The organism is Bacillus mojavensis, from assembly GCF_012648005.1.
Classification (GTDB): domain Bacteria; phylum Bacillota; class Bacilli; order Bacillales; family Bacillaceae; genus Bacillus; species Bacillus mojavensis.
In genome coordinates this window covers 1,147,897-1,164,432 of the sequence record NZ_CP051464.1, presented here as the reverse complement: position 1 = coordinate 1,164,432, position 16,536 = coordinate 1,147,897, and the positions used below count along the sequence as shown (strand labels likewise).

At 46.9% G+C, this 16,536-nt stretch carries 16 protein-coding genes and 1 pseudogene; 9 read left to right on the top strand and 8 right to left on the bottom strand.

From position 1 onward, the window contains the following. Positions 1-17: 17 nt before the first annotated feature. Both HC660_RS05955 and asnB read right to left on the bottom strand, forming a co-directional pair. Positions 18-844 (bottom strand): annotated as a pseudogene (locus HC660_RS05955) (phytoene/squalene synthase family protein). 81 nt (positions 845-925) lie between these two features. Further along, positions 926-2,770, bottom strand: coding sequence for an asparagine synthase (glutamine-hydrolyzing) (gene asnB, locus HC660_RS05950; RefSeq protein ID WP_168747377.1), 1,845 nt, complete (start codon positions 2,768-2,770; stop codon positions 926-928). Between the two features lie 174 nt (positions 2,771-2,944). On the opposite strand from asnB, the gene HC660_RS05945 reads away from it, so the two are divergent. Then, positions 2,945-3,502 carry a DUF2777 domain-containing protein gene (locus HC660_RS05945; RefSeq protein ID WP_168747376.1) on the top strand — a complete coding sequence of 186 codons (558 nt, stop codon included), beginning with the start codon at positions 2,945-2,947 and terminating at the stop codon, positions 3,500-3,502. Between the two features lie 29 nt (positions 3,503-3,531). Here the strand turns inward: HC660_RS05945 and HC660_RS05940 are convergent, their stop codons facing one another. From HC660_RS05940 to HC660_RS05930, 3 genes are all read right to left on the bottom strand, one after another. Beyond that, complete coding sequence (locus HC660_RS05940; protein WP_168747375.1) at positions 3,532-6,216, bottom strand: peptidase S8; 2,685 nt, start codon at positions 6,214-6,216, stop codon at positions 3,532-3,534. A gap of 166 nt (positions 6,217-6,382) precedes the next feature. Next, positions 6,383-6,739 carry a YisL family protein gene (locus HC660_RS05935; RefSeq protein ID WP_010333676.1) on the bottom strand — a complete coding sequence of 119 codons (357 nt, stop codon included), beginning with the start codon at positions 6,737-6,739 and terminating at the stop codon, positions 6,383-6,385. Positions 6,740-6,852: 113 nt separating this feature from the next. Further along, the gene (locus HC660_RS05930; RefSeq protein WP_168747374.1) at positions 6,853-7,758 is read right to left on the bottom strand and encodes a fumarylacetoacetate hydrolase family protein; all 906 of its coding nucleotides are present in this window, start codon (positions 7,756-7,758) and stop codon (positions 6,853-6,855) included. Positions 7,759-7,914: 156 nt separating this feature from the next. On the opposite strand from HC660_RS05930, the gene HC660_RS05925 reads away from it, so the two are divergent. From HC660_RS05925 to HC660_RS05890, 8 genes are all read left to right on the top strand, one after another. Further along, on the top strand, positions 7,915-8,871 hold the full coding sequence (locus tag HC660_RS05925) for a CotH kinase family protein (RefSeq protein WP_168747373.1): 957 nt from the start codon (positions 7,915-7,917) through the stop codon (positions 8,869-8,871). A gap of 153 nt (positions 8,872-9,024) precedes the next feature. Next, on the top strand, positions 9,025-9,189 hold the full coding sequence (locus HC660_RS05920; RefSeq protein WP_010333673.1) for an aspartyl-phosphate phosphatase Spo0E family protein: 165 nt from the start codon (positions 9,025-9,027) through the stop codon (positions 9,187-9,189). 492 nt (positions 9,190-9,681) lie between these two features. Then, positions 9,682-9,903: a spore germination protein gene (locus tag HC660_RS05915; protein ID WP_168747372.1), complete on the top strand. Its 222-nt coding sequence runs from the start codon at positions 9,682-9,684 to the stop codon at positions 9,901-9,903. 14 nt (positions 9,904-9,917) lie between these two features. Next, complete coding sequence (locus HC660_RS05910) at positions 9,918-10,151, top strand: spore germination protein GerPB (RefSeq protein ID WP_003224438.1); 234 nt, start codon at positions 9,918-9,920, stop codon at positions 10,149-10,151. A 22-nt stretch (positions 10,152-10,173) separates the two neighbouring features. Then, positions 10,174-10,791, top strand: a complete 618-nt coding sequence (gene gerPC / locus HC660_RS05905) for a spore germination protein GerPC (RefSeq protein ID WP_168747371.1) — start codon at positions 10,174-10,176, stop codon at positions 10,789-10,791. Beyond that, positions 10,788-10,970, top strand: coding sequence for a spore germination protein GerPD (gene gerPD, locus HC660_RS05900; protein ID WP_010333669.1), 183 nt, complete (start codon positions 10,788-10,790; stop codon positions 10,968-10,970). Before gerPC ends, gerPD begins: the two co-directional genes overlap by 4 nt. Next, on the top strand, positions 10,963-11,364 hold the full coding sequence (locus HC660_RS05895; protein WP_026014685.1) for a spore germination protein GerPE: 402 nt from the start codon (positions 10,963-10,965) through the stop codon (positions 11,362-11,364). The genes gerPD and HC660_RS05895 overlap by 8 nt, the downstream gene beginning before the upstream one ends. A gap of 31 nt (positions 11,365-11,395) precedes the next feature. Then, positions 11,396-11,614, top strand: coding sequence for a spore germination protein (locus HC660_RS05890; RefSeq protein ID WP_010333667.1), 219 nt, complete (start codon positions 11,396-11,398; stop codon positions 11,612-11,614). A 33-nt stretch (positions 11,615-11,647) separates the two neighbouring features. Here the strand turns inward: HC660_RS05890 and HC660_RS05885 are convergent, their stop codons facing one another. From HC660_RS05885 to sbcD, 3 genes are read right to left on the bottom strand one after another with little or no spacing between them, the layout of a single operon-like run. Further along, on the bottom strand, positions 11,648-11,950 hold the full coding sequence (locus HC660_RS05885) for an HNH nuclease-like protein HlpB (protein ID WP_168747370.1): 303 nt from the start codon (positions 11,948-11,950) through the stop codon (positions 11,648-11,650). A 13-nt stretch (positions 11,951-11,963) separates the two neighbouring features. Continuing rightward, on the bottom strand, positions 11,964-15,356 hold the full coding sequence (sbcC, locus tag HC660_RS05880; RefSeq protein ID WP_168747369.1) for an exonuclease subunit SbcC: 3,393 nt from the start codon (positions 15,354-15,356) through the stop codon (positions 11,964-11,966). Beyond that, a complete protein-coding gene (gene sbcD, locus HC660_RS05875) occupies positions 15,353-16,531 on the bottom strand; it encodes an exonuclease subunit SbcD (protein WP_168747368.1) in 1,179 nt (392 codons plus the stop codon). The genes sbcC and sbcD overlap by 4 nt, the downstream gene beginning before the upstream one ends. Positions 16,532-16,536: the final 5 nt, after the last annotated feature.

Here is a 16,536-nt window from a genome sequence, read left to right as displayed (position 1 = left end):
ACAAGCCGGGTGTTTTTTTACAGTTTGGACAGAATCAGTTTTACTTCGCTGTCTGTTAAGGCGTGCTTTTGTTCAAAAACGTTGTACTGCTCCGCTCGGACTTTTTCCAGAATGGCTCGGTACAGCTGGGCTGCAGCTTTTACCGCTTTTTGAGAATACTGAGGGAAAAGCGGCAGGGCATCCAGGCACTCTTCAAGGTAAGCCTCCGCTTCAAAAGCGATGTACTCCCACGTCATCGTGAACGCTTTATTGACGGTGCCTTTTTGAAGATCGGCCTCTGTATAGCCGAATTGCTGCATCACCTGGCGGGGAATGCAGTTTTTTTGGTGCTGATCCGTGCCAAGATCGTTTAAAATTTGAATCAGCTGTATGGCCAAGCCGAGAGAGACGGCTGCTTGTTTGAGCTGATCTTGATTTCGGCGCGTCAGCATCGGCAGCAGCATTAATCCCGCGTTTCCGCCCGTCTGATATGCGCCCATGAGCAGTTCATCAAGGGTTTCATGCGTCTTCGGTTCTTCTTTCTTTGCGGCAAGGAATTCCCGAAAAGGCTCGCTGTCTAATCTAAATGTCTGATACGCATGATCAAACGCCTTCCACAAATCGTGTTTCCCGTTACTTGTTCTTTGAAAAACATGTTCAGCCTCAGCTTCGAATACAGGTAACGCCTCCTCGTCCGCACTGGCTGTCGTATGACAAAATGCCAACACTGCCCAAACAGCTTGTCTTTGCTTCAGCGGGAGAAAAGAGAATGCCTTAAAACAGGCTGGCGCGTATTCGCTGACAATCTGTCCGCATTGCTGATAAGCTTCTTTTATTTCTTTCATTCCTATTCACTCCTATGTATTCACTTCTTCAAGTCTATTATGTTTTTTCGCAAATGTATATGAAGAAAGGCCGATTCCTTTTTGCAGAATCGGCCTCTCTTTTATGCTTCTTCAATATCAATTCGATACGCCTCAAACCATGTATGAATTTGGGCAAGGTGGGCGATCAGCTGCGGTCCTTTCATCAGCTGTCCGTACCATGGGACCTGAAAGGAGGAGCCTTCCGTCTCTAAAAGCTGATCCAATTGTTTTCTGTCCAGCAGGGTATGGAGCACGGAGTCCTTTTGGCTCCTGATCGCTTTCAGCCACTCGCTGACTCCTTTTGTATATTCAGGATGGTGGGTTTTCGGATACGGGCTTTTTTTACGATATAAGATGTCATCAGGCAAAATGCCTTCAAGTGCTTTTCGCAAAATGCCTTTTTCCCGGTTGTCATGCATTTTCATTTCCCATGGGATATTCCAGACGTATTCAACGAGCCGATGATCAGCAAACGGCACCCGCACCTCAAGGCTCGCCCCCATGCTCATGCGATCCTTACGATCCAAAAGATTGGTCATAAACCATAGCATATTCAAATAGAACAGCTGCCTTCTCGCTTTATTCTCACCTGTTTCACCGTCTAATAACGGCGTTTCGGCCAAGGTTTCTTCGTATTTTGCATATACGTATTCTTTCAAATTCAATTTTTTCTGCCACGAATCGGAGAGCAGCTTCATCCGCTCTTCTGTCGATCTCATCCACGGAAAACCGGACTCAACGTCTGCTGTATGGAACCAGGGGTAACCGCCGAAAATCTCATCCGCGCATTCTCCTGACAGGCTGACGACAAAATCCTTTTTGATTTCACGGCAAAACCACAATAGAGACGAGTCGACATCAGCCATTCCCGGCAGGTCTTTGACCAGAACGGCTTCCTCCAAATGATCGACGAGATCTTTTTGGCTGATGACACATTTATGGTGCGTCGTGCCGAAGGCCTCTGTCATTTTTTCAATCCACGGCCCGTCGTCATTCGGCTGAAAGGCGCTCGCCTGAAAAAATTTATCGTTTTCTTCGTAATCAATCGAATAAGTATGAAGAGGGGCTTTTCCTTCCTTTTCAAAATGACCTGCGGCAATGGCGGTAATGGCACTCGAATCAAGTCCTCCGGATAGGAACGTACAAACCGGAACATCCGACACAAGCTGCCGCGTCACCGCATCCTGAAACAATGATCTCACATTGGCCACACTGTCTTCAAAGCTGTCCGTATGTTTCTCGCTTTTAACATTCCAATAACGCCATATGTTCAGACCGTCTTTAGAAAACGTCAGCGCGTGGGCCGGCCGGACTTCTTTTATGCCTTTAAACACGCCTGTACCCGGAGTTCTGGACGGTCCAAGCCCGAAAATTTCCGAGAGACCCGTTCTGTCCACCCGCGCTTTCACCTCGGGGTGTGCGAGGAGGGCTTTGAGTTCCGATCCGAAGAGAAAAGAAGAGCCTTGCTCCGTATAAAAAAACGGCTTCACGCCAAGACGGTCCCTCGCCGCAAACAGCAAATCACGCTTTTCATCCCACACGGCGAAGGCGAAAATGCCGTTCAAGCGATCTACACAATCCTCCTGCCATTCAATGTAGCTGTGCAGCAACACCTCGGTATCAGACGTCCGCTCGAACTGATGACCCCGCGCCCGCAGCTCTTTGCGCAGATCTTCCGTGTTATACAGCTCACCATTGTAAATAATTGTGTACGTATCCCCTTTATAGGTGCATGCCATCGGCTGGCGTCCGCCTTCAATATCGACAACCGCAAGCCTTTTATGTCCGAATAAAACATGGTGCTCTCCCCAAACGTTAGAATCATCAGGCCCCCGTTTGGAAAGAGTGTCTGTCATTCTGTTCATCGTTTGTTTTTCTTGGACGAGCTGCTTTTTAAAGTCGACCCAACCCGTAATTCCACACATGTGATATCAGCTCCAATCCCGTTTCTATCGGTATCAAATTCGTTTCTTTCAGCACCTTAGTAAGTTTATGCATCTATAGACAGATAGTTGATTTGTCCACAAAAGAGTTGTATGGGACAGGCTTGTATTGGAAAGAAAAGAGAGGAACGAAGAAAAAAGGAGAGCACTTCATTTATGAAACGAAAACAATTTCTATATAAAGATGAACAGAAATGGGAATACGGCACCATACTGATCGAAGACGGCATATGCTTAATTGAAAACGAGGAAGGTGATGTACTGCTGGCGGAAAGTCTTCAAAACAGACCGATCTGGATTCAGCGTGAAGGGAAGTGGGCGCAGGCCGGCTTCCAGAACAAATTGGTTCTGACATGCTGCGGAGAGGACATCTCCCTTTCCGGCGGAGAATGCATACGCTATGAAAAATCGGTAAAACGTCCGCTCATGGCGCTTCTGGATTCGCTGGATGATGAAACCTTTCTCGCTTTTTTGCAGCATTTGCACAGCTTTGGTTTATCGGTATTCGATTGCGTGTTTTCTTATAATAAAGAGGTCTTTTCAGATATCTCAGAGGAACAGGGCGTTTCCTTTTATCACTTCTCAAACGACACCGCCCAATGCGCGCTGCAGCACCATTACAGCAAAGGAGCGGCTGGCGACCGGTTCGAATGGACGGCTTCCGATGGAAAGCGCTCCATTATGTATTCAGCAGTCCAGCGGGGACGCAAATAAAAAAGCGGTGCTTCGGCACCGCTTTTTCTTTATTTTTCTACAACAAACTTTACAGCCTTGCTTTCTTTTTTATCCGTATCAGCTGCCGTGACGTACAGCACCGTCCCGGCTTTTTGTTTTTTGATTTTTACCGTAAAGGCCCCTTTGGCGTCAGCTTTACCAGAAGCGATCACTTTTTTCGATTTGTCTTTCACTTTGATCACCGCTTTGCTGTTCGCCGTGCCTTTTACTGCTGTGTCTTTCGTTTTGACAGCCTTTACTTTTGGTGTGCCGGATGGTTTTCCTTTCACGACAACCACTTGTAAGGATGTTTTTGCATCGCCTTTAGAGGCTTTCACATGCAGGACTTTATCTTGTTTCTGAGTCGGGATGCTGACTTTGAATGCACCGTCTTTTCCCGCTTTGGCACTCCCGAGTTTTTTCTTGCCGCTCATCACCTCGATCAGCGTGCCTTCCTTCGCTTTTCCTCTGACGGCTGTTTGCGTGCTTTCCAGCTTATTGACCTTTACCTGTAAATCAACAGCACTGACAGCCTGCATCACATTCAGCCGGCCGTATCCGGAATGCCAGTCAACTCCTGGGATGCGGGGAATTTCAATTGGATCGCCATTATCGTCATACATTTCCTCTTCTCCGCCGTCGGCGCTTTCAAAGGAAATATCATCCGCTGTCTTTTTCAGAATATCCTCCACTTCTGTTCTTTTAAGCTTAGGATTTTGTGCAAACAGCAGTCCTGCCGCAGCCGCTGCATAAGGTGTCGCCATGGACGTTCCGCTCATGTACGTCACATTTCCGTTCGGCACCAAGCTGGGGATATCAGAACCCGGCGCACTGATGTCGAGACCTTTCCCGTAGTTAGAGAAGTCTGCTGTCATATCCATACGGTTCGTCGCTCCAACTGACATGGCATATTTAGAGGAAGCTGGGTAAGATAAGGAAATGGCTCCATCGTTTCCGCTGGCTGCCGCAACCAGGACGTTTTTGTCAGCCGCGTATTTCAAAGCAAATTCAAGCACGCGGCTGTAGCCTCCGCCTAAGCTTAAGTTAATGACCTTTGCTCCTTTGTCAGCTGCGTATTTGATGCCGAGGGCAATTTGTTCAGTATCTCCGTAGCCTGTGGAATCAAGCACTTTTACCGGTATAATTTTCGCTTTGGCGTTCAGGCCAGTCATGGAATAGCCGTTATCACTTTGGGCGGCAATAATGCCGGCGACATGTGTCCCATGCCCCTGATCATCCATTGCATTGTTATTCCGTCCGACAAAATTATGCCCGAGATCGGTTCTTACTTTTCCTTTTAAATCAGCAAGCGTACTGTCTACACCTGTGTCCACAACCGCAATCAATGTATCGTTCAGCTTGCGCTTGGACAACAATGTGCTGGCAGGCTCGTATTTGACATCTGCATTTTTGATGCCGCCGTTTTCACCACTGTTTCTAAGCGGCCACTGGTAAGAGTACTGAACGTCGTTAGACAGGCTTTTGTATTCCTGAACCGGTTCCGCAAACTCTACGTTAGACATCTTGGATAATGTCGCAGCAGCGCTTTTCACGCGTTTTGCGCTTGCCGTATATGTCCCGCTTTGCTTTTGATCCTTCGGCAGTTCAAAAGAGTACAGGTTGTCAAACAGTTTCTTTGCCTTTTTCACATTAGAAATGTCTTTTTTCGATTGCGCGCTGGCAGTAAAGCCCTTCATTTCGTTATGTACGGATGAGAGGCTTTTATTGTTCTTCACCTTGAAAATGACCTTTGTTGTCTGAACTTCGCTTTTTGCCGCAATCTTGTTTTCTGTTAAAATTGCTCCTGCTGTTTTGCCTTGCAGCTGCTTGATATTTAATCGTTCCGCCTGTTTCTTTATCTCCTCTTTAAGGAAAGACGGGACTGATTGTAAAGCTGTATCGTAAAGCCGATTAATCGCTTTTTGATCCTTTTCAGTCATCTTATATGAAGAAGAAGCTCCGTTTTCTGACACATCCTCAAACAGCGGCTTTAATGTCACAAGGTCCTGATAGATTTCATTTCTCGCTGTTTTATTGAGTGCTAGCTTTGCCACGATAAACGGCGCCGCTTTGTAGTAAAGGCTTGTCAGTTCTTTGCCTTCTGCTGTTTGGCTCAGCTGCTCATCACGAATCGCTCTCAGCTTGTCCAGGATGCTTTTTCCCGATTTTTTCTGATCGACACTCATTTCCACCGGACAAGCTTCTTCCTGCTCTAAATCTGACGGCTGTTTTTTGGTGCCTGTATATCCAATCGTATATTTGGCTTCCTCAGCTGCTTCGGCCGTTCCGCCGTCCTCTGGTTCTTCTTCTCCGAGGTATTCAACTTTCACATAGTAAGGACCGCTCCACGCGTATGGAAAAACAATTTCATTTTTACCATCCTCAGCTGTGTAGGAACGGTACATGTCAAACGTCTCATCCTTAAGCGCTTTTTCCTTGCTTGGGTAGACAGATACATTCAGAACAGCATCACTCTTAACAGTCAATGCCATATGAGAGTCTTTCTGAATATCTGCCTTTCCCGGATTCACTTGATACCATTTCGCCTGTTCCGGCTCCTTCATGGTTCCTGTTTGTTCCTTGCCTTTTTCCAGCACACCGGCTACATCAATGGTTCCGGCAGCTGCTGCTTTGGTGCCTGGAGAAAAAAGGCTGAAGATCAGTGCGAAAATTAGCACTGTCGCCAAAAAAGAGTTGAATTTTCTTCGTTTCATGTTATCCCTCCTGTAAAATAATGAATCTTTTTGAAATGTATCATAATTTCATAGGCCGAGATACCGCTTACAGGGAATTTTAAGGTTATTTTAAATGATTTGGAATATCAGGGGGAACCATACAAAAAAACCCGACTCTCTTAGAACCGGGTTCAAGCTTTTTCTATTAAAATAATCGGAATCCAATCGGCAGATGAAGACCGAGCAGCACTGTTAGCACAAGGACAATGATAAAGCCGATCCATAGGCCTCCAGTTGATTTTTCTTTTTTCTTGCGGATGAGGAGCATTTCCATCAGGCCGATGGTGATAATGCCAAGAATCATTTTCCCGGCGTATTCTCCGTTCCAGTTGGCGAAACGGACAAACAGCTCAGCTCCTGTCAAAATAATAAGGATATAGAATAGCCGCAAAATCATATGAGTGATTTTTGCGCCCTTCGCACTTCCTGACGAATAGAGCGAGTAGCTGACGAAAAGCAGTATCAGCGCCACCACCCATGTCGTAATATGTAGATGTGTCATACAGGTTCCCCCTATCAGATAAATTACCCCACTTATAGTACCATGAACTTGTCCTTTGCCACAAAGATGATCCACAGAAAAAGCGGGCGGTTCCTGTGCCGCCCTCCTTATAATTAGCCGATTTGATTTGACAGCGTTCCGATGGGTTCAATCGTGATGTCGATTTGATCGCCTCGCCGCAGAAATTTCGGCGGTGTAAAGCCTTTTCCTACACCAGACGGCGTGCCGGTCGCAATGATGTCTCCCGCTTCAAGCGTCATCCCCATTGAAAGGGTTTCAATTAATTCCGCGACAGAGAAAATCATATCGCTTGCCGAGCCGGATTGGCGCAGCTCGCCGTTGACCCTCGTTTCAACCTTAAGGCGCTTCGGATCGGGAATTAACGATTTATGTACAAGCACAGGTCCCATCGGACATGTCGTATCCAAACTTTTTCCGATAAAAAACTGCTTATGCCTTTTTTGCAGATCCCGCGCCGTGATGTCATTCACAATCGTATATCCGAAAATATGGTCATATGCGTCTGCTTTTGATATGCGGGTGCCGCTTTTTCCGATGACGACAGCAAGCTCTCCTTCATAATCAAGCTGAGATGTGATTTCTTCATGGCTGTTCACCGTATCACCATGGCCTGTGATTGTTACAGGCGATTTGGTAAATACCATCGGATGCTCCGGAATGTCAGCCTCACTGCCCATTTCAATTGCGTGATCCCTATAGTTTTTGCCGATGCACATGATATTTTTTGACGGCTTAGGAATAGGTGCATGGAGCTTCACGTCAGATAATGAGTAAATAAATGATCCAAGCTCATCATTCGGTTTCTTCGCCCACTCTGCCAGCTGCCTTGCATGCGCAACAAATTTATCCCCTTCTGCGATACATTCAATCAGCGATCCCGGAATCGTCTCAAGTTCAAACAGTTTTTTTTCAGCCCTTTGCAAATCCATAATTTTATCATCTTCAATGATCAGGCCGACAAACATTCGGTTGTAAAGTTCCCCTGTCGCAAATTTCATGTTATTCCTCCATCATCTTTTAAATCAGAGTTCTACTTCAGTTATTCTCTGTCGAATGCTGAAATTCCTTTTTATCAAATGCGTGTTTTCATTCCCGTTTCGGGACTGGCTCGCTGTACATATCATACAAATGGCGTCTGAAGAGGAGGAAAGAATATGGAAAGCATACATTTATTTTTTCGTCGGCAGCAGCTTAACAGAACGGGGACTGCCAAGGGACTGATGTTGACAGACAGAACCGTTTCTCCCATTCTTCTCACACAGCGTGACACCCTGCAAAAGGCGTCCTATGAAATAAACTGTGAACAGTCGCCGCTCAGCGAAAAAAAGTTTTATCTGAATGCAGAACAAGATGATCCTTCACTGATGCGGCGCAGGCTTGCTTATTGTTTTTTTCATCAACTTGGCGTCGCTTCCCAGGATGCTTCCTACATCTTCCTGATCATCAATGGTCAAAGAGAAGGCATTTATTTAAAAATTGATGCGCTCGATATGAATCTCCGGTTTCCGAAAGGAGCCATATATGAAGTGAAGAATACCGATCCGAGGGTTCCGTTGTCTGTTTTCAAACACGAAGCTTCCATTGAAAACAGACAACGGACCGCATACTTACGTGAATTTCTCACCTTGATCTGCACAGCGGAGGATGAAGAATTTGCCGAACGAATTAAAATGTTTCTTGATGTAAAGCTGTTCTTTCTGTGGCTGATCGGCAGCGTCTGCACCCGCCAAGCCTTTTATTACGGCTTTTGTTTGAACGAGTCCGGCCGCTTTCACATCACTCCCATGGAAACAAAAGCGCTTGCCGCATACGGATTTACTGAAGAGGACCCTCTATTGACAAACGGCCGTACACTTGCGTCAAGACTTCTCTCCATTCCAGCTTTCCGGGCACAATATCACACACTCATGAAAAATGTGCTGAGCCGGGAATTTACGATCGACCGTCTGTCTCCGTTTATCAGAGACTGGCATTTTGACATTTGTCAAAGAGCAGGCGATGATCCTCACATAAAAAAAAGCCCCTTACAATTAGAAAAGGAACAAGCAAATATCCTGCGCGAAATCGAAGAGCGGCAGGACTTTTTACAAGTACACCTGGCAAGACTATAGTCCTTTCTCAACCAAAGCAAGTCAAAAAGACCGCAGCAAAAATTGTCGCTTTTTTAGTCAAATTGACGAAAGGCAACCTTTTCAGCCAAAATAGGTTATACTATCTATATCCTGTATGCACCACAATAAAAATCTAGAATTGGAGATTGTTTCATGAACAGAAAAATTGAAGAACTGAGAGTTATGCTAATTAAAACAGCACAAAAATACGGTATGAATTCAAAAGAAACGATTCAATGCAGCCAAGAGCTCGACAGTCTGCTCAATATTCGAATTAAAGAAGAAATCACCTCTTGGGGGCAAAACGCCCGTGTGTGATCATATGATATGTATTCAAAGGCTTCCCGCATCACCCGCCGCATATTGCTGAGCAACATCCTGAGACATGCCTCTGGGCGAGAATTTGCCGCCTGAAAACAGATTTTGAACAATTCAGCAGATCCTTTCTGGATCAGCATGAAACATCACGGCAGATAACACTCCAGCAGCACGAATTACTCCGAAAGACATTTCCTGTACCTCTATTGCCCATACACCATCGCAAAACAATATACAATCACGCAGGCGGACAGCGGCAGCATCGCCGCATTTCCGCTTGGCCCTATACAATAACCAGCTTCTGAAATGTTTAAGCCTTCACCTGAAAAAAATAAACAGATTTTTTTATCAATCTCTCCGACATGTCCCCATTTAATTTTCTCTCACACAAATGTGCGTATGTCATAAGCTATCGTGAATAGCCCAGCAGAAATAAATCTTGTCCTTATTTCACCTGCCTTTTTTCAATTTAACAACAAAGGATGTGCTCGTATGCCGGCAATTGTCGGAGCGTTTAAAATTAATGCGGTCGGTACGAGCGGAGTCGTTCACATCGGAGACTGCATTACCATTTCTCCTCAAGCTGAGGTCAGAACGTTTGCCGGGGCAGGCAGCTTTAATACCGGTGACGGCCTTAAGGTGATGAATTATAAAAACGCAACGAATGTGTACGACAATGATGTGGTTGATCAGCCGATCGCAGGCAATGCGTAAAGGAGTGATGCTTCATGAATTTTTATATCAATCAAACCATTCAAATTAACTATCTCCGGCTGGAATCCATCAGCAACTCCTCCATTCTGCAAATCGGAAGCGCCGGGTCTATTAAATCGCTTTCTAACCTGTACAATACAGGCAGCTATGTAGAAGCGGCTCCCGAGGTTTCCGCTCAGGGGCAGCCAGTCGAATTACAGGAGCCCGATACAGGTTCATTGGTTCCGCTCCAGCCTCCTGGCCGTTAATCATATGAAAGAGGTGAAAGACATGTATGATCAATCTGTTTCCTCTTACTTGCAAAACTTGAATTCCTTCGTTCAGCAGCAGGCGCTGCATATTCAGCAGCTCGAACGGCAGCTGAAAGAGATGCAAACTGAAATGAATACCATGAAACAGCGGCCGGCCACAACTATTGAGCGTGTGGAATATAAATTTGATCAGCTAAAAATCGAACGGCTCGACGGCACGCTGAATATCGGTTTAAATCCGACAGACCCAAACAGCGTTCAAAACTTTGAAGTGAGCCAGACTACACCGGAAATCGGAATGATGCAGCAGGAAGAGAGCGCCCAGCTCATGCAGCAAATCCGGCAGAACGTCGACATGTACTTAACCGAGGAAATCCCGGCTGTTTTGGAGCAGCTAGAAAACCAATATGACAGCAGGCTTGACGATACAAATCGGCATCATGTCATTGAGGACATCAGAAAACAAATAGACAGCCGGATTCACTATTATATGTCCCATATTAAGAAAGAAGAAAACACACCGCCCAAACAATATGCGGAACATATCGCTGAGCATGTGAAGCGTGATGTGATCCGTGCTGTGGAACATTTTCTCGAACATATCCCCTCCGAGATGAAAGGAGATGAGCAAGCATGATCTTTACCGTCGTCAACCGCAGCCTTGAAGTCGGAGATATCCGAATGAATGGTGTATCCAGTTCCTCTGTTTTCCACATTGGAGACGCAGAATCCATCTATTTATCTTCCATTTTCGATACGCCGCCTGAATCTCTTATTATCGGTCCGTTTGCTCCGCTGCCGTCGAATCATGCTTAAGCGTCTATCCCACATCAGACAGATTAAATTTAACTCTCTCGGTATAGCAAGCGTATTTCAAGCAGGCGATACAAACGAAATCGATATGAAAATAAAAGTGCTCGCTGTTCAGCGCTCGCTTTCAACGTTTTATGAAAATGAAGGCTCATTTAAGAGAAAGGATTATCCTATTTTTGAGCAGCACGCTGTGAAGCTTCTTCCGGAAACGGGCGTGCAAACCGCTTTTTGCCATGAGGTGCCTGTCATTCATGTCCGCAACATCAAAATTCAGGGGGTCTCATCCTCTTCCGTTTTTCATGCAGGCTCAGCTTCGGTCGTACGCGGTGACGCGCGGATTAAACATATCCGCCAGATTATTCCCCCAAACTCACAATCGTCCGGCACGGGCATATAATAAACAGAGACTTCTATAAAGGGTGTCGTCTATGCCAGCAATTGTCGGGCCTATAGCTATCAATTCCATATCGGGCGGAGTCGTGAACTTTGGTGATTCTTTTTACCTTTCTCCGAAAAGCTCTTCAAAATCTGCGCTCGGTTCGGGAGCAGGAAACACGGGAGATTTCCTTCTTTTAAACAACGCAGTCAACGCGACAAATTATATAGACCCCGATGTCAGCGATCAGGATATGGTTGGAAACGGATAAAAAGCAGCCGCTCTGCAAGGAGAGGGCTGCTTTTTATTTTTTCTTTTTCCGTTCATTAGACTTCTTTGTTTTAATCAGCTTTTCAGGCGGTTGTTTTCTGATCCATTTGACAAACCGGGCAAGCTTTGGATCGCTTCTGAGCTCTTCTATACCGGACAGTCGAACTGCCAGTTCCTGATTTGTATACAAGGCATGGATCTGTTTATGGCAAGGGATGCAAAGCATCGCAGTCGGCAGGAACGTACCGCCTTCTTCCTTCGGTATGAGATGGTGCTCTGTCAGCTGGACATCGCTCCGGCCGCATAGCTCACATATCCCGACAGTCTGTTTTGCCACATCCGCGTCCCCCTTACATCATCTCGAGTGATACCCTTGTGCCGCGTCCGCTAGGTTCAGCCGGATGTACGATCAGCTTTTTCGGAAGCCGTGCCCGCAGTTCCTGCACATGGCTGATCACGCCGACAGACAGATTGTCTGACTGCAGTTTTTCCAAGGCAGTGACAACCGTATCTAGCAGATCTTGGTCAAGCGTTCCAAACCCTTCATCCAAGAAAAAGAACTGCAGCGGGTATTCACCGCGGAGCTGGATCTGCGCAGAAAGTGCGAGAGCAAGAGATAGCGAGGTAAGGAAGGTCTCCCCTCCCGACAAGCTTGATACCGGGCGCTTGACGCCTCCATTGGCATCATCCCGCATCACAAATCCGCCTTCTGAATCCACTTCAATGGCGTAACGCTGCCTTGTCAGCACGCCGAGCCGTGCTGACGCATCCCTTGCAACACTTTCAAGCTGTTCCTCAGCTAAAAATTCGACGAACGTGTTGCCTTTAAACACTGCTTGAAGCTTGTCCAGCCTGTCGATATGGGTCTGCCATTTCTTCAGCTCAGCCTCAATTTCATTGAAACGTTTGTGCTGGTCGCGGATCACAGCCAGTGCTTTAGCCGCTGCCCCTTTTTCTTCCAAAGCAGTCCCAAATGCCTCCTCGGCTTCTTTTAATGACGTGACGGTTTCGTTCCATTCACTCTCGGATAAGGATCTGCCGGCGAGCTTATCAGATACACGTTTTAAGTTTGCGGCATTTTGCTTACATTTATCCAAAAACTGGTCAATACTGCCTTTGATCTTTTCAAGCTCATCGGCTGGGATGAGGCTGTATTCTACCTCGTCAGCCCGGATAAAGCGGGTGCTTTCCGCTTGTTCAAGCCAATCCGCTTCCGCTTTTTTCAACCTATCTTCCGCTTCCTTAAGCGTATGCTCGCTTGCTGAAGCACGGCTTTTTGCCTGATTGAGCATCATTTGAGCGCTTTGCAGCTCTTCATATAGAGATTGCTCTTTTTCTTTTAAATACTTCAGGTCCTGCTGAATTGAGCGGAGCTTCGTTTGGATGGAATCCTCTTTTATATAGTCCCCGAGTTCCTTCTTATAATCTGCTATGGCACTCTTCGCCCGTTCTGCGGCATAGTGAAGCTCCAGTTTTTCCCTTTCAAGCTGATGGCTCGACTCCCGCAGCTGTTCCTTCTGTGACTCATGCTCAGAAAGAAAAGCGATGCTTCGTTCAATTCGTTTCTCGCATTCTTCCGCAGCCCGGTCCTTTTCTTCAATGTCTTGCTGCCATTTTTCCGCTTCATCCAGAGATTGGCCTTCAAATGATTCATGAAACATCTTCTGCTGGCTGTCCATCGAGGACTGAAGCTCTGCTATTATGCTGCCAATACGGTCAGCCTCTCGTTTTTCATAACTCATTCTTTCGTTTAGCTGCTCGGCTTTTTTTAATGATTCCTGATATGTGCCGATCATTTGGGTCATTCGTGTTTTGACTGACAGGATGTCCTGTTTGATTTGCTTCCATTCTATTTTCGCTGCATGAAATGCTTCCTGCACCGGCTGATTCTCATAGGAAGCAGCTGCCTCAAGGGTCGGCGCTTGAATCGATTTCAAAAACGGACACTGCTCAAGAAAGCGGGCGGACTGCTCTTCAAGTGTGATTTTGGCAGAAAGAATCTCCTGACTGAGCGCCGCCGCTGCTGACAGCAAATCTTCTGTCTGTTTGATTTCTGCTTCAACATTGTGATCCGGCTCATATGTCCCATGTGCTGAGGCTGACGGATCATGTTCAGTTGAACCGCAGACCGGGCAAGGTTTTCCGTCCATCAGTTTTTCCGATAACTCCTTGGTAAGTGCCGCCATTCTTGCTTTCTCACGCTGAGTGTGAAGTGTGTGTTGTCTCTGTTTTGCCTGATCAGCAGTTCGCGTGAGTGATCGTTCCGTCTCACAGACCATATGATACACGGCTTGAACAGCCTCATATGCTTGTATGATTTTATTTTCTTCCGCTTCAGCCTTTTGTACGAGTGTATTCTTTTCCTCGTTCATCTTCTGTAATACAAGGTTCAATGCGTCAATTCGCTTTTTCTCTTTTGCCAGCTGCTCCTCAGTCTGTCTGATCCGCAAAGCCATTTCAGCGGCCTGCTGGCATCTTTTCCGCTCATCAGTGGTTACCTGCAAGGTTTTGAGCTGCTGCTTTAATTCCGTCTGTCTGTTTTGTCCCCTTGTAAGACGGTCAGTTACAGTTTCTAATTCCTTCATGACAGATTGAAGATTTTCGGCCTTCTGCTGAAGTTCAGCCTGTTTGCGCTCTGCCTCCTGCTGGGCCTCTCTCCATTTAATTTCGATCTCCTGCAAGCGGAAGAGCTGTTCCTGCTCAGCTAAACGCTCTGGCTCTTTCTCGCTTTTATGCCGGCGCCACGCTTCATATTCTTCATTCTTTTGCTGAAAGAAAGCGGTGCGCTCTGTTAAATCCTTTTGGGCAAGCACTTCTTCCCTCGCAGCCTTCTCCTCATGCTGTACCGCTTCCAAGTACCGGTCCGCATACGGCTTTAGAGCGGCTGCTGTTTCCGCTTCCGCCAAGCGTTTTTGCATGCTGTCGACATGCGGCTTCTCCTCTTCAAGCCGCTTTTTCTCTGCTTCATAAACGTTTTTTTCCTTTTGGCCATTCCAAATCTCTTGATGCTCAGCAAACCGGTCTTTTACTAGATCACGATTCTTCCGCACTGATTCCAGTTTGGCTTCCGCTTGTTCAAGCGCTTGTTCAGCTTGTTCAACCGCTTCTGAACTCGCCTCGCCGAGACCCGATTGCTCTGCAAGCATTTCGTTCTTTCTCGCATTGGCTTCCTGCGCCTGCCGTCTCAGCTTTTTCACAAGGCGGTCTCCATACTGCTCCAAATTGAATAAACGCTGAAGCATATGCCTGCGTTCCGCCCCTTTTAAAGACAGAAATTCAGCAAACTTCCCTTGCGGCAGCACAACCGCTCTTGTAAAGTCATCGATGGTCAGCCCCAAGAGCTCCTCGACTCTTTTATTCACTTCATTGGCCTTATCAGCAAGCACGGTTTGTTCATCCTTGATCTCGATAAAACGGCAAAGCGCTGTTTTCACCTTCATTTCATCCGTTCTCTTAAACACACGCTCGACTTTGTAAGAGGTTTGATGATTCGTCTGAAGCGCAAAGGTAAAGGAAACAGTCAGCGCATCTTCCGCATGGTTTAAGATCCCGTGCGTATTGTTCGCCGCCCGCTCTACCTTTCCGTATAAAGCAAGGGTCATCGCGTCAAGGATCGAGGATTTACCGCTTCCTGTCGGCCCGAAAATGCCGAAGACACCTGCACCGGAAAGGCTGTCAAAATCTATCGTCTGCTCCTCCCTAAAGCTGTGGAGCCCTTTTATCGTTAAGGCGATCGGCTTCATCTTGCTTCCTCCTCATCTTCTGCGCCTGATGCAAGCTCTAAAAACAGCTTTACCATTTCAGCATCCGGCACTGCGCCGCCTGTCTGTTTTTCATAAAATTTCTTAAAACGGTCTTCGATGGACACATGCTTAACCTCGATCCGTTCGCGCTCAATGTTTTGTTCTTCAAAGACCGGCCTGATATGGACAAAACCCGGATGGGCTTTTCTGAGCCTGTGAATGTCTTCAAGTGACAGCTGGTCCGTTACACTGATTTCAAGATCAATCCAGGCATTCTGATCCCTGCCTTCATCGAGCCAGCTGTATACCTCGCTTAGTCCATTTTCCGCTTTCCATTTTACAAGAGACTTGCCGCTTGATAATAAAACCTCATGCCAAGAGGCTTCTTCGCCCGGCTTTGCGTCTACAATGGTCACCGATTTGGCGTAGCCTGCCTCAGAAAAGCTATAGGCCAGCGGAGATCCAGAATACCGCGCGAGCGTCCTCGCCCGTTTGATTGTTTGCGGGCGATGCAAATGGCCGAGCGCCACGTAAGCGGCCTCCGCCGGCAGACTTTCAGCGGCTACCGTATAAGCGCCGCCAACTTCAATTGGCCGCTCCGAGTCCGTTTGGTTGCCGCCCGCAACATAAATATGGCTGGCGGCAATCTTTACGGCGTCTTTTCGGAAGCGGCTTGTGATCTGCTCAAATGCCTGCCTGATTTTCACATCATAGTGATCACGGAGAAGTTTCTCGTCAAATGTATCGGAAAGAACTTCATTTAACCTTGCCTCAGACGGGTATGCCAGCGCTCCGACAGCCAAAAGCTCCCCTGCTGAGGGCACTTCTATATGAAGCGGTTCAGTTGTCGGATAGCCGATTAAATAAATGCCGTTCTCATGTGTCAGCGGTGAAGCAGCGGACAACCTGTCAGGATTATCATGGTTTCCGGCAATGACAACGATCGGGCGCTTTCCTCTGTCACTGAGAGCGGACAGGCTTTCATAAAACAACTGCTCGGCTAAAGCCGGCGGGTTCACGGTATCAAACGCGTCACCCGCCATCACAATAGCGTCGATCTGCTCTTCCTTTACGATTGTATTCAGTTCGTCCAATACATCCGCCTGTTCACTCAGCCTGCTTCTTCCTTCAAGGGTTTTTCCAAGATGCCAGTCAGCCGTATGTAAAATCCGCAATTGTG